Genomic DNA, 12,577 nt, shown 5'->3' with positions numbered 1-12,577 from the left:
ATTTGTGGTTCCTTATTTTTGTGCGATGGTGTAAAAATATCCCCGCATTCACCTTCCTGCAAGGATTTTATACGACATGGCACAAAATAAACTGACAGAGGGTAAAGGCCGCGGCCGGCCCCGCGCGTATGACCCGCAGACAGCGCTGCAACAAGCGCTCGGTGTTTTCTGGAGCACCGGCTATTCCGGCGCGTCCCTGGACAGCATCGCCACGGCGGCGGGAATGAACCGCCCGAGCCTCTATGCGGCGTTCGGCGACAAGCATTCCCTGTACATCAAGGCGCTGGAGCAGTACTGGGAAGTGGCCTCCGCCGAAATGCAGGCGGCGCTGACAGACACCGGCCTGACGTTGCGTGAGGCGCTGTTGCGTTTTTATGAGGGGCAGTTGTCGATCTACTTCTCTGGCGAAGGCCAACCACGCGGCTGTTTCGCGATCGGCACGGCGACCACCGAAGCAGTTGAGGACGCGGAAATTCGCGCGGTGCTTTCGGACCGGCTCAGCCGCCTCGACGCCGACCTGGAAGCGCGCCTGCGAACGGCTATCGAATCCGGCGAACTGAAAGGCGATGTCGACGCGGCGTCCCTGGCGGTACTGGCGTCATCGTTGCTGCACAGCATCTCGATCCGCGCGCGGGCGGGCAAGTCCCGCAGCGAATTGACCGACCTTGCCCGTAATGCAGTGAGTGTGATCTGCGGTGAGTGAAGGGCTTGAAGACATTCTGGCCGAACGGCTGGCGGTGGTGTTTTGCGGGATCAATCCCGGCATGACCGCCGCCGCCCAGGGGCACCATTTCGCCGGTCGGGGCAATCGCTTCTGGCGCACGCTGCATTTGGCCGGATTTACCCCGGAGCAAGTGCGCCCGGAAAACGATCGGACGATTCTTCAGTATCAGTGCGGTTTGACTGCGGTGGTCGACAGACCGACGGCGCGGGCGGATCAGTTGTCGCTGCATGAGTTCACCGCAGCGGCAGCGGCTTTCGAACAGAAGATCACCCGTCATGCGCCACGCTATGTGGCGTTTCTCGGCAAGGCGGCGTATTCGGCGCTATCCGGTCAGCGCAACGTGGAGTGGGGGCTTCAGGACAGGACTTTCGGCAATGCTGCCGTGTGGATCTTGCCCAACCCCAGTGGGCGAAATCTCGCGTTCAGCCTTGATCAACTGGTGGATGCGTATCGTCAATTGAGGCTGGTCGCGACTGAGTCTCAGTAATTCATACCATCATCAATCGCGATGCCTTGTGCACGCATGGCCTTGATCAGTTCGCCGCGGGTGCCGGGCAGGTTGAGCATGGTTTTGGCGCGCAACGTCGCGACTTCTTCAGCGCTGTAGGGCTGATAGTCTGCCGGCATGCTCTTGCCGGCCATGCCGTCTTCACGCATCAGCCAGTTGAGCAAGTCCGCCAGTTGCGCGTTGTTCAACGCCGACTGCGACATGCCCGGCACGCGCACCAGGAATTCGCGGCCTCCGGGGACTTTCAGGAAGTTGCCGACAAAACCTTTCATCCGTGGAGTGTCGTTGGCAGCGGAGCCGGTGCCGTCACCCAGATGGCAACCGGCGCATTGCAATTGGTAGTTCACACCGACGCTGTAGTTGGCCTCGGCGATGGGCTTTTGGAGTTCTTCGTTGCCCGGCGCATGGCGCTGCGTCGGGTCGGGGATGGCCCGGGCATGGACGAGCGGGGTGGTCATGAGGCAGGCCAGGCCGAAGATGAGCAACTTACGCATGACAAACCCTTCTTGTTTGTTGTGCCCTGAAAAGATCGCAGCCTGCGGCAGCTCCTACAGGAGTACGCGGTCAATGTAGGAGCTGCCGCAGGCTGCGATCTTGTAAAAAAAAAACCGCCGATTGCCCAGGCAACCGGCGGTAAAGCGCGTGTCAGACCGCGACGCCGCGGATGATCGAAACGGTACAGTGGTAGATGTGCGATTTGGCGGCCAGGCACCAGTTCACATCGTTGTTGTTGAACGGGCGGTAGGCCGGTTCTTCACTGTCGTTGCGGGTGCAGGCGCACTGGGCGCAGCTTTGCTTACCGCAGCAGTCGTTGTACGAAATGATGTAGTCCTTGCCGTCGGCCGGGTTGCGGCAGGTGCCGATCCAGGTCACTTGCGAGGCTTCGGTGCCCGGTGGGCAGGACGTCACCGAACCACCGCAGCAGCTGCACAGAAAGCCGTCGATGGAGCAGTAGCGCCAGTAGTCGCAGCTGTTCGGATCACCGGGGTCGCCGGCCTTCGGGTCAGTCGCGGCCAGTGCCTTGCTGGTGCGATCCAGTGGCAGCAGCAGGGGCAGGGCGGCACCGGCCACCATCAGCGAGCCCATGCGCGACAGCAGTTTGCGGCGCGAAGTAGTGTCGGCAACACGGCGCGTCGAGCGCTCGAACAACAGATCCAGCAGTTTCATAAACGTCTCCCTGCCTTATCAGTGGCTATGGCCGTGGCTGTGGTCATGATCGTGAGGCTGAGCATTGAGGTACTGCTGCAGCGTGGCGTGCTTCAAGTGCTCGACTTCGAACAGGCTGTCCAGATGCTCGCGGGAATTGACCAGGCCTTTGGCGCGCAGGGTGCCGGACTTGTCGATCAACGCCGCGTACGGCAGTTTGCCGATCTGGTAGGTCATGCCCACTTCCGGGCCGACCACGTAGGTCGCATCTTCCAGTTTGTGCTCGCGGATCAGCGCTTGCTGGGCGTCCATGTCGCCGTCGCTGACGAACACTACATCCAGAGATCCGGCCTGTTCCTTGGCGATGGATTTGATCGCCGGCAGCAAGGACTTGCAGATCGGGCAGGTCGGCGAGAGGAAGAACAACAGTTGCGATTTTTCACCGGCATAGCCGAAGTTCACCGGGCGACCGTTACGGTCGGCGGCGGTGATTTGCGGTGCGGCTTCGTTGACGGCCACGCCTTTGTCGACCATCAGCGCACCAGCCGGAGCCAGACGGCCGTGCAGCACACCAATCTGACGAACCAGGCCCATGACGACAAACGCCACGGCCACCAGCAGCACCCAGAGCAGAACGTTGGAAACTATCAAGCCTTCCATTTTGATTACCTACCAATCAATTTGAGCAGAAGAGGGGAGTTCGCCATCAGGCCAGCGGCCGCGGCGTAGATGAGCAGCGCGACAGCGGCGGAAGCCACGGTGACGAAGCCATCGAACACAGTCATGTCACGCACCACCGGCGCCACGCTGGCCAGCAGCGCCACCGCCACCAGCACGCTGTTGCGCAGCAGCAGGACCGGGCGCAGCGGTTGCGCCTGATCGGGACCGGCACAGCCGCAGTCGATGTCACGACGACCGCGCCACAGGTTGATGCCGATGGCGGCGGCGTACAGCGCCAACAGGCTGGCCGCACTCAACGCTGCCCAGCCCCGGCTGAGCGGAACCAGCAGCGCGAAAGCAATGGCCAGTTCCAGCAGCGGAATCAACCGCGCGCTCGGGCGCACCAGCGCAGCGGGCAGCAGTTGATAGTCCGCCACTTGCTTGGCGAAGCGCGCCGGGGCCCGCACCTTGTGCGTTGCGGCACTGGCCAGCAGCGCCGAAATGGCGAGTGCGCTGGCAATGATGAAGATCGGATCTGATTGCATGGCCGAACCTCGTTTAGTAGCTCATGACCTGAGTCGCGGTTTTGGCGACCTTGGCCATGCTGCCGGTGTGCTTGTTGGTCTTGAGGTCGAAGATCTGCAAGCCACCTTCGACGTCGGCGCCGAGCAACAGCGGCTTGTCGTCACCGGTAGCCTGCATGCTCCACACCGGTGCCGGAGCTTCCAGGGTGGCGATTTTCTTCATGGTCTTGAGGTCGTAGGCCCAGATGAAAGTGCTCGGGTCTTCCCACTTCATCGGTTCGTGAGCGTCGTGCATCAGCACGTACAAGCGGTTCAGCTTCGGCGCGACGGCCATCAGCTGCCAACCGCCCGGTGCCCAACCGGCCTTCTTCTCCTCGTCGGTGGTCAGCGACCAGCTCGGCAGGATTTTCGGCGTTTCGCCGGAGAAGTCCACGGCGCGTACGGTGCCGGTGGTCGTGGTGAAGTAGTAGGTGTCGCCGACGTTGACCGCACGCTCAACCAGTTTCTCGGCGTTCGGGTCGAAGAACGGCGTGCGGTTGCGCGCAGTTTCCTGGCCCTGATCGTTGAGCGTTACCACTTGCAGGCTGCCATCGCCGCACAGCGAGGCGAAGCGACGTTTGCCGACCGGGTAGTTGAGCACGCAGCCGGGGATCGCGATTTCGGTGGCGACGGCTTTGGTCTGGGTATCCACGACGGTGACCGAGGTCGACGGAGTGAAGTTGTAGACGTAGACGAAGCGGTCATCGCCGCTGGTCTTCAGGCCGTAGCGCTGGGTCAGCGACTCGGCGCGCTTGTTCGGGATCAGCACTTCCCAGGCTGGCGACAGGGTCGAGGTGTCCCAGGCGGTCAGCACGTCGGTGCGGGTGCCGCGAGTGCCACGCGAATACCAGATGTCGGCGCTATAGAGCAGCTTGCCGTCATGGCTCAGGGCCGAAGGCGCAGCAAAACCGGTCGGCACCATGCCCAGCACACGCTTCTGGTCGGGGTCGACCACGGTGACACGGCCGGCGACGAAGCTTTCGAACTCGACATCGACGACAAACGCGCGATGCGGTTCAGCGGGGAATGCCAAGGTGGTCTGGCCGATGGTGTCGGCGGGCAAATCCGCACGGGCACTGTTCAAACCGAGTACAAGCAGGCTCAGGCCTAGCGCTGACTGTACGGAGATCCTGTTTGTTCGCATAAGGGGAACTTCCTGAATTGTTGGTAACGCGGATCGCGGGTGAGTGGGCAGATTCTGACCATCGAATAGTGCCTCGCCCGGCAAATCGGGGAATTGCGCTGCCTGCCAAGTGTTTGTGTATCTGTGCCAGTGATGGCCAAAGATCAAAAGATCGCAGCCTGCGGCAGCTCCTACAGGGTTTGTATTTCTCCTGTAGGAGCTGCCGCAGGCTGCGATCTTTTGCTTTTAGAGGGAGGAAGCGAGAGGAAGGGAGAAGCTGAAAACAGCGCCACAGGGCTCCAGGTTTTGCGCCCAGATATCGCCACGGTGACGGCCGATTATGTTCTTGCACAGCGCCAGGCCGATGCCGTTGCCGCTGACCTTGGACGAGAAGAACCCGTCGAACAGCTTTTCCTGCGCCTGGGCCTGAATCCCGCGGCCACGGTCTTCGATGCGCACCAGCGCAACGCCGTCGCCAGCGCTGGCATGAATGCGCAGCAAGCGCCGTTCAATGGGCAGGTCGGCCATTTCCTCAATGGCGTTGAACGCCAGATTGAGGATCACCTGGCCGATCAGCACCTTCTCGCAGCTCACCCGCAGCGGCTCGGGCGAGGTGACGACTTCCACGCGGACCAGACTCGGATCGGCGCGCAAACTGATGAAATAGCGGGTTTCGCGCAGCAGCTCGTTAAGGTCGACCAGCTCTTCGGACTGCTCAAGCTTGACCACGTAATCGCGCACGCTCTTGATGATCACCGAGGCATGCTCGATTTGCCGCACGGCGTTCTGCAAGCCCCAGGCGACGCCTTCATCGGTGTCGCCCGCGTTGTTCAGGCGAATCACCGTGCCTTCAATGAAGTTGCGGGTCGCGGCCAAGGGTTGGCTCAGTTCATGGGCGATGGCCACGGCCATTTCCCCCATGGCGTTGTAGCGCGCCAGATATTCGAGTTTCTGCTCGCTGACCCGTCGCGCCTCTTCGGCCAGCACCTGTTCGGTCACGTCGCGGAACAGCAGCAGGTGGCCGACCAGATCGTCTTCAATCTCGATGTAGCGGCAGGTTGCATCATGCCAGCGCCATTCGCCGTCCAGTCGCTGGACTTTGTAGTGAACGCTGAACGGCGCATGTTCCGGTGTTTCGTTGGCGAGCTGTTGCAACAGGCGCTGGTGTGAAACGTTGTCGCACCAGGCGAGAAAATTTTTGCCGATCAGCTTGTGGCCCTCGCTGTTGAGCAAGTGCGCACCCGAGTCGCTGATAAAACGAACATCACCCTCCGGCCCTAGCACCGCCACGCCTTCGGCCAAGTCCTGCATGAAAGCCTTGAGCCGACTTTCGAAACGCTTGAGGTCGCGCTTGACCTTGTCTTCTTTAGAGATGTCGCGGAACTGCACCATCAGCACATCGCGACCGTCCAGGTGCACCAGCGTCGCCACCGCCTCGGAAAGAATCTCCACCCCTTGCTTTGAGCGATAGCACCACTCGATGGCGCGTTGGCCCGTGCGCGCGGCGCCTTCCAGCCAGCGCAACCCCACCGAGCGCCGGTATTTCGGGGCGTCGCGGGTCATGTCCGGGGCTTTCAGTGGCGTCAGTTCTTCCAGGGTAAAGCCCAGCGCCGCCAATGCTGCGGCGTTGGCCCAGAGAATCTCCTTGGTGTGCGCATCGTGAAGAATGATGCACAGCGGCATGGCTTCGATCAGCGCATAAAAGTCATTCGGTTTCGGCAAGTACATCGCGCAGCCCTTGGTGGCAGTGGGTTCCGACCGGTGGAGCCGGAAGTATGGCGTTTTATACCCGCTCGCGCATGGGGATGCGCTCAGAGGTAAGGGGTGTCGGCCTAGGGGTTTTCTTTAGTCGGGGGGCTGCACGCACCAATAGTTGCGCCGGGGTGCGGTTTTTACACTGGACCGCAATGCAAGGGTGACCACGCAGATCCCTGTAGGAGCAAGGCTTGCCCGCGATGGCGATCTCAAGGGCGCTATCGCGGGCAAGCCTTGCTCCTACAGACAGCGGTGATGTGAGGCCCCACTAACAATAATCAAAACGGAGAATGCCCATGCTGCGTTCAGCGGTTGCGCAACAAGACGCTCTGATCGGCGTTGACGAGAATGTCGTCGACAGCCAGGCCTTTGCGCAGGTACTGGATGAAGTGCGCCAGCGTCGTGAGGAATTCGACGCGGTCTCTCATGTGCCACGGGACATGATCGAGCGTTTCAAACAGGTGGGCATCTACCGCGCCGCCACGCCGAAATGCTTCGGCGGCGATGCGCTGGCGCCAGCGCTGTTCCTGCAAATGATCGAACGCATCTCCGAAGCCGACGGCTCTGCCGGTTGGGTGGCCAGTTTCGGCAGCGCCGGCGTTTACCTGGCCGCTTTGCCGAAGGAAACCCTCGCTGAACTCTACGCCGATAGCCCCGACCTGGTGTTCGCAGGCGGTCTGTTTCCATTGCAACCGGCCGAAGCCGTGGATGGTGGCTATCAAGTCAACGGCACCTGGAAATTCGCCAGCGGCTGCAAGGGCGCGGACCTGTTGGGCGTGGGCATCGGTGCCGCTGGCGGCAAGCCGCGCACCGCGGTATTCCGCCCGGAGCAGGTCGACATCATCGAGAACTGGGATGTGGTCGGCCTCAAAGGCACCGGCAGCCATGACTTGCGAGTGACCGATAAGCGCGTCGACGAGCGCTGGACGTTTATCAGGGGTGGGGCTGCAACCATAGACGAACCGCTGTTCCGCTACCCATCGATTGCTTATGCCGCGCAAGTGCTGGCGGTGGTCAACCTCGGCCTGGCCCGTGCGGCTCTCGACGAAATCAGCCGCATGGCGGGCGGCAGCGGCATCACCGGCGCGCCGAAATTGTCCGACCGCGCTTACGTGCGCATCGAGATCGCCAAGGCTGAAGCCAAACTCGCCGCCGCGCGCGGGTTTTTCTACAACGCCACCGAACAGGTATGGAACTCGATCCTCGCGGGCAACCCGGTGACCCCTGAGCAAACCAGCCTGCTGCGCCTGTCGGCGATCCATGTTTCCCAGGCCGGTGCCGAGGTGGTGCAAAGCGCCTACAGCCTCGCCGGCACCACCGCCATTTACCTGCGCCATCCGCTGCAACGCTACCTGCGCGACTCGATGGTGGTGACCCAGCACGCCTTCCTCAGCGAAGGCCTGTACGACGGCGCCGGCTCGGTGTTCCTCGGCGTGCCGCCGTTCCCTGGCTACATCTGAATTCTCATCACTTTTTCAAAGGATCAACAGCATGTCCCAAGCTACCCAGGAACCGTTGCGCGTCGTCTTCTGCATCGGCATCACCCAGAATTTTTTCGACCTGCCCACCGGCGAAGGCCTGAGCGTGTGGAAAGGCTTCAGCCAGATGATGGGCGATCTCGGCGCCATGCCCGGCATCACCGTGCTCGGTGCGATGGATGACGACCGCTTGATGGTCGGGCCGTCGACCACCTCGCCGTGGACCGTGTACATCATGGCCGACGTCGACTGCCACCAGTCGGTGATCGATGCCTGCAACCTGTTCCGCACCACGCCGGTTGGCCAGTACAGCCTGTGGCGCTACGCCAAGATCGAAGCGCGCATCGGTCGTCCGCTGACCATTCCTGATGCGGCCAAGGTGTAAGCCATGAACGAGGCCTTGCTGCAGCGTCTGGCGACGCTCGAAGGGGAAAGCGCAGTGCGCCGCCTGATGGCGCGCTACATGGACCTGTGCGATGTGCCGCGGGCGCTCACCCATGTCAGCGAATTGGCTGAGCTGTTCTGCGCAGACGCGATCTGGGAAGGCGTTGGCAGCCAGACCGCGCAAACCTTTGGCCAGCATCGTGGGCGTGAAGCGGTGGCGGCGTTTGTCGGTGGTTACTTGCCACCGTCCGACCACTTCAAGTTGAACCTGCATTACCTCACCAGCGAGTCGATCGTGGTAGACGGCAGCGGGGCGCAAGGGCAGTGGATCATGCAGCAGATTTCCACCTACGCCGATGGCCGCAACGAGCTGTTCGGCACGCGGCTGAACATCGATTTTCGTTGTGTCGACGGCACCTGGCTGATCGCGCATTTCCGTACACAGCGCCTGTTCAGCTCTCATTTATCAAAGCAGGAGCTGAACGCATGAGCACCTTCATCAGCGAATTTCTCCTCGGCGGCAACGGCAAGCGCGTTGCCATCAAAGATTCAATCGACATCGCCGGCCATCCGACCCGTTCGGGCAGCCGCGCCTTCGCCGATGCACCGGCGGCAACCAAAAACGCCGAAGTGGTCGACGCAATCCTCGACGCTGGCTGGCAGATCGTCGGCAAGACCAACCTGCATGAACTGGCGTTTGGTGTTACCGGAATCAACGACTGGACCGGCACACCGATCAACCCGCAAGCGCCGGATCGCGTGCCCGGCGGCTCGTCCAGCGGTTCGGCTTCGGCGGTCGCGGCCGGTTTGGCCGATATCGCCATCGGCACCGACACCGGTGGTTCGGTGCGGGTGCCGGCGGCGTGCTGCGGCGTTGCCGGACTCAAGCCGACTTACGGTCGCGTCAGCCGTGTCGGCGCGCATCCGCTGGAATCGAGCCTCGATTGCGTCGGGCCGTTCGCCAAATCCATGGACGACCTGATTGCCGCGATGCAGGTGATTTGCCCAGGCTTTGCCGTGCAAGGCTTGCCGGGCGCCGGTGCAAAAGTCGCCTTCCTTGACGTGAACTGCGACCCGCACCTGCAAGCCTGCCTGGGTGCCGCCGCCGACCGTGCCGGATGGCGCCGCGGCAATTTGCACCTGAGCGAATTCGAAGCGGCGTTCGCGGCCGGCCTGACCGTGATCAATTTCGAAAACTGGGCGGCCTTCGGTCACCTGACCGGCAAAGGCCTGATCGGCGCCGATGTCGAGACACGTTTGCTGGCGGCGAGCCGCACCAGCCGCGAAGAACTGGCCCAGGCCGAAGCCGTGCGCACACGCTTCACGCAACAGGTGGACGCCGCGCTGGAAGACTTCGCGGTGTTGCTGCTGCCGACACTGCCGACCTTGCCGCCGACTCTCAGCGAAGCCCGCGCCGGCAGCAAAGCCGTGGCCGGCATGACCCCGCTGGTACGCCCCTTCAACCTCAGCGGCCATCCGGCGTTGACGGTGCCGGTGGAACTCGATTGCGGCGGGCTGAAAGTCGGCCTGCAAATCGTTGGTCGCAAAGGTCAGGACGAATTGGTCTGCGCCTTTGGTGCGCAGCTGCAAGCCTCTACCACTCAATCATAAAAAGAAGCCATGAGGAGAACCGCATGAGCACTCATGAATATCGGCTGATCGCGACGTCGAAAAGCCCCGAAGACCTGGTCCAGCACGACCGCGTCGACGTCTCGCTGTACAACGACCCGGCGCTGTTCGAAGCCGAACTGGACAAGATTTTCTACCGCACCTGGGTGTGGGTTGCCCACGAAAGCGAAGTGCGCAACAGCGGCGACTTCAAGACCGCCATGATCGGCCGGCGGCCGGTGATCGTCGTGCGCGACAAGAAGAACAACATCAACGTGCTGGAAAACCGTTGCCGCCACCGTGGTGCGACCGTGTGCGAGAAGCACAAGGGCAACGCCACCGGTTTCACTTGCCCGTACCACAGCTGGTCCTATGGCCTGGACGGCAAGCTGCGTGCGTTGCCGTATCCGGATGGCTACGAAGGCATCTTGGAGAAATCCGAACTGCCGCTGACCAGCCTGCGCGTCGAAAGCTACGCCGGCATGGTGTTCGCCAGCTACAACGACGAAATCGAACCACTGGAAGACTTCCTCGGCGGCGCGAAACACTGGATGGACCTGTTCATGAAACAGGGCGCCGGCTACCCGATCAAGACCCAGGGCGAACACAAGTTCAGCTTCAAGGGCAACTGGAAGATCCAGTTGGAAAACACCACCGATGGTTACCACTTCCCGATCGTGCACAAGTCGTTCATGTCGTCGGTGGATGAAGAAACCTCGGAAATGCTCTCGTTCATGACCGATGAGCAAGCCGTGACCCACTCGCTGGGCAACGGCCACAGCGTGATGGTGATGGTGCCGGAGCACGTCGACCTGGATCACGACGACGGCACGGAGAAATTGCAGGAGCGCTTCGCTCACGTTACTGAAGAGCTGTCCAAAACCATGCCGGCCGATCAGGTCCGTCGCATCGTGCGCTCGCTGCACGGCGCCGGTTTCAACCTGAACCTGTTCCCGAACGTGGCGATGTCGATGTCGTTCTTCCGCGTGCTGCGCCCGGTGTCGGTCACCGAAACCGAGATCCGCCACGTCGCCCTGGGCATGGACGGCGGCCCGGAAATCGCCAACCGCGAACGCATGCGCATCCACGAACACTTCCAGGGCCCGTTCGGTTTCGGCAGCCCTGACGATGCCGAAGCCTGGGACCGCGTACAGCGCGGTTCGTATGCCGGCGTCGACGCGCCGATCCTGGTCAACCGCGGCCTGAACCGCGAAATCATCGCTGAAAACGGCGACAAGGTCAGCCACGCCACCGACGAAGGCGGCATGCGCGGTGCCTACGACATGTGGAAAAGGATGATGAGCCAATGAGCAATCAAGACACCCTGAACGGTTTTTCCGGCCCGTTGGCCCAGGCCATCGAATTCATCTGGCGCGAAGCCGAACTGCTCGACCACAAGAACTACGCCGAATGGGCGACCCTGTGGAGCGACAGCGGCAAGTACATCGTGCCGATCGATCCGGACACCGAAGATTTCGAAGCGACGCTGAACTACGCCTACGATGACGCGCACATGCGCGCCTTGCGCATCGAGCGCCTGAGCGCCGGCTTCTCGCCGTCGGCGGTGGACGCAGCGAAAACCATTCGCACGGTCTCGCGTTTCCGCCTGGTGGAAGCGGCCGGTGACATCGTTGAAGTGAATTCCGCGCAGTTGCTGTACGCCTACAAACGCGGCGTGCACACGCCATTCGTCGCCGACCTCAATCACCGTATTCGCTTCACCGACGGCGTGCCGACCCTGGAGCGCAAAGTGGTGCGGCTGATCAACTCCACCGACAGCCTGAGTGCGCTCGGCTTCCTTTTGTGAGGGCAACATCATGAGTCGAGTAGCCCTCGTAACGGGTGCCTCGCGCGGGCTGGGCGAGTGCATCGCCCGCCGTCTGCACGCGGCGGGTTATCGCGTTGCTCTGGCCGATGTGCGCCTCGATGGCGTGCAGCAACTGGCCGCGGAACTGGATGGCAGCGGCGCCACGGCGGTCGCCCTTGAACTGGATGTGCGCAACAAAGCCGACTTCCAGCGTGCCCGTGACCTGCTCGCCGAGCGCTGGGGCGGCACCGACATTCTGGTGAACAACGCCGGCGTGTCGAAAGTCGCGGCGCTGATGGACATCACGCCGGAAGAGTTCGACGAGTCGATGGCGATCAACCTGCGCGGCACGTTTGTCGCTTGCCAGGTGTTCGGCGCGCACTTTGCCGAGCGCGGCTTCGGGCGCATCGTCAACATCGCGTCCCTGGCCGGGCAGAACGGCGGCACCGCGACCGGCGCGCATTACGCGGCGGCCAAGGGTGGCGTGGCGACACTGACCAAGGTTTTCGCCCGTGAACTGGCGCCTCAGGGCGTGACGGTCAACAGCATCTCACCCGGTCCGCTGGACTTGCCGGTGGTACGCGAAACCGTGGCCCCGGAACGTCTGGAACAGATCCTCAAGATGATCCCGGCCGGCACCCTCGGAGACCCAGCGTTCATCGCCGACAGCGTGTTGCTGCTGATCGCCGATAACGCGACCTCCGTGACGGGCGCGTGCCTGGACGTCAACGGCGGCTTGTTCATGCGCTGATTCAAGGCCGGAAAATGACCCTGTAGGAGCTGCCGCCGGCTGCGATCTTTTGATCTTCAGCTCTTGTAGT

At 62.1% G+C, this 12,577-nt stretch carries 15 protein-coding genes; 9 read left to right on the top strand and 6 right to left on the bottom strand.

Going from position 1 to position 12,577, the window contains the following annotated elements; translation table 11 throughout:
* The first annotated feature begins 76 nt into the window (after positions 1–76).
* On the top strand, positions 77–703 hold the full coding sequence (locus tag ACM110_RS27610; protein ID WP_416130253.1) for a TetR/AcrR family transcriptional regulator: 627 nt from the start codon (positions 77–79) through the stop codon (positions 701–703).
* Complete coding sequence (mug, locus tag ACM110_RS27605) at positions 696–1,211, top strand: G/U mismatch-specific DNA glycosylase (RefSeq protein WP_416130252.1); 516 nt, start codon at positions 696–698, stop codon at positions 1,209–1,211. The genes ACM110_RS27610 and mug overlap by 8 nt, the downstream gene beginning before the upstream one ends.
* On the opposite strand, the gene ACM110_RS27600 is transcribed toward mug, so the two are convergent.
* The 6 genes from ACM110_RS27600 to ACM110_RS27575 form a co-directional block, all read right to left on the bottom strand.
* On the bottom strand, positions 1,205–1,726 hold the full coding sequence (locus tag ACM110_RS27600; RefSeq protein ID WP_416130251.1) for a cytochrome C: 522 nt from the start codon (positions 1,724–1,726) through the stop codon (positions 1,205–1,207). The genes mug and ACM110_RS27600 overlap by 7 nt on opposite strands.
* Before the next feature lie 151 nt (positions 1,727–1,877).
* Positions 1,878–2,399, bottom strand: a complete 522-nt coding sequence (locus tag ACM110_RS27595) for a methylamine dehydrogenase light chain (RefSeq protein ID WP_027620621.1) — start codon at positions 2,397–2,399, stop codon at positions 1,878–1,880.
* Positions 2,400–2,417: 18 nt separating this feature from the next.
* Positions 2,418–3,038, bottom strand: coding sequence for a methylamine dehydrogenase accessory protein MauD (mauD, locus tag ACM110_RS27590; protein ID WP_416130250.1), 621 nt, complete (start codon positions 3,036–3,038; stop codon positions 2,418–2,420).
* A 5-nt stretch (positions 3,039–3,043) separates the two neighbouring features.
* A complete protein-coding gene (locus ACM110_RS27585; protein ID WP_416130249.1) occupies positions 3,044–3,583 on the bottom strand; it encodes a MauE/DoxX family redox-associated membrane protein in 540 nt (179 codons plus the stop codon).
* A 13-nt stretch (positions 3,584–3,596) separates the two neighbouring features.
* The gene (locus ACM110_RS27580; RefSeq protein WP_416130248.1) at positions 3,597–4,745 is read right to left on the bottom strand and encodes an amine dehydrogenase large subunit; all 1,149 of its coding nucleotides are present in this window, start codon (positions 4,743–4,745) and stop codon (positions 3,597–3,599) included.
* 225 nt (positions 4,746–4,970) lie between these two features.
* Complete coding sequence (locus ACM110_RS27575) at positions 4,971–6,452, bottom strand: sensor histidine kinase (protein ID WP_416130247.1); 1,482 nt, start codon at positions 6,450–6,452, stop codon at positions 4,971–4,973.
* A 323-nt stretch (positions 6,453–6,775) separates the two neighbouring features.
* Here ACM110_RS27575 and ACM110_RS27570 point away from each other — a divergent pair, with 323 nt between their 5' ends.
* From ACM110_RS27570 to ACM110_RS27540, 7 genes are read left to right on the top strand one after another with little or no spacing between them, the layout of a single operon-like run.
* Complete coding sequence (locus tag ACM110_RS27570) at positions 6,776–7,939, top strand: acyl-CoA dehydrogenase family protein (protein ID WP_416130246.1); 1,164 nt, start codon at positions 6,776–6,778, stop codon at positions 7,937–7,939.
* Positions 7,940–7,970: 31 nt separating this feature from the next.
* Positions 7,971–8,342 carry a hypothetical protein gene (locus ACM110_RS27565; protein ID WP_046040355.1) on the top strand — a complete coding sequence of 124 codons (372 nt, stop codon included), beginning with the start codon at positions 7,971–7,973 and terminating at the stop codon, positions 8,340–8,342.
* Between the two features lie 3 nt (positions 8,343–8,345).
* On the top strand, positions 8,346–8,831 hold the full coding sequence (locus tag ACM110_RS27560) for a nuclear transport factor 2 family protein (protein ID WP_416130245.1): 486 nt from the start codon (positions 8,346–8,348) through the stop codon (positions 8,829–8,831).
* Positions 8,828–9,952, top strand: coding sequence for an amidase (locus ACM110_RS27555; RefSeq protein WP_416130244.1), 1,125 nt, complete (start codon positions 8,828–8,830; stop codon positions 9,950–9,952). Before ACM110_RS27560 ends, ACM110_RS27555 begins: the two co-directional genes overlap by 4 nt.
* A gap of 23 nt (positions 9,953–9,975) precedes the next feature.
* Complete coding sequence (locus tag ACM110_RS27550; RefSeq protein WP_416130243.1) at positions 9,976–11,259, top strand: aromatic ring-hydroxylating oxygenase subunit alpha; 1,284 nt, start codon at positions 9,976–9,978, stop codon at positions 11,257–11,259.
* On the top strand, positions 11,256–11,756 hold the full coding sequence (locus ACM110_RS27545) for an aromatic-ring-hydroxylating dioxygenase subunit beta (protein ID WP_416130242.1): 501 nt from the start codon (positions 11,256–11,258) through the stop codon (positions 11,754–11,756). The genes ACM110_RS27550 and ACM110_RS27545 overlap by 4 nt, the downstream gene beginning before the upstream one ends.
* Before the next feature lie 10 nt (positions 11,757–11,766).
* Positions 11,767–12,507: an SDR family NAD(P)-dependent oxidoreductase gene (locus ACM110_RS27540; RefSeq protein WP_338581575.1), complete on the top strand. Its 741-nt coding sequence runs from the start codon at positions 11,767–11,769 to the stop codon at positions 12,505–12,507.
* Positions 12,508–12,577 lie beyond the last annotated feature (70 nt).

Source organism: Pseudomonas sp. NFX98, from assembly GCF_047784845.1.
In the GTDB taxonomy this organism is placed as follows: Bacteria; Pseudomonadota; Gammaproteobacteria; order Pseudomonadales; family Pseudomonadaceae; genus Aquipseudomonas.
This window is presented reverse-complemented; position numbering and strand designations above follow the sequence as displayed.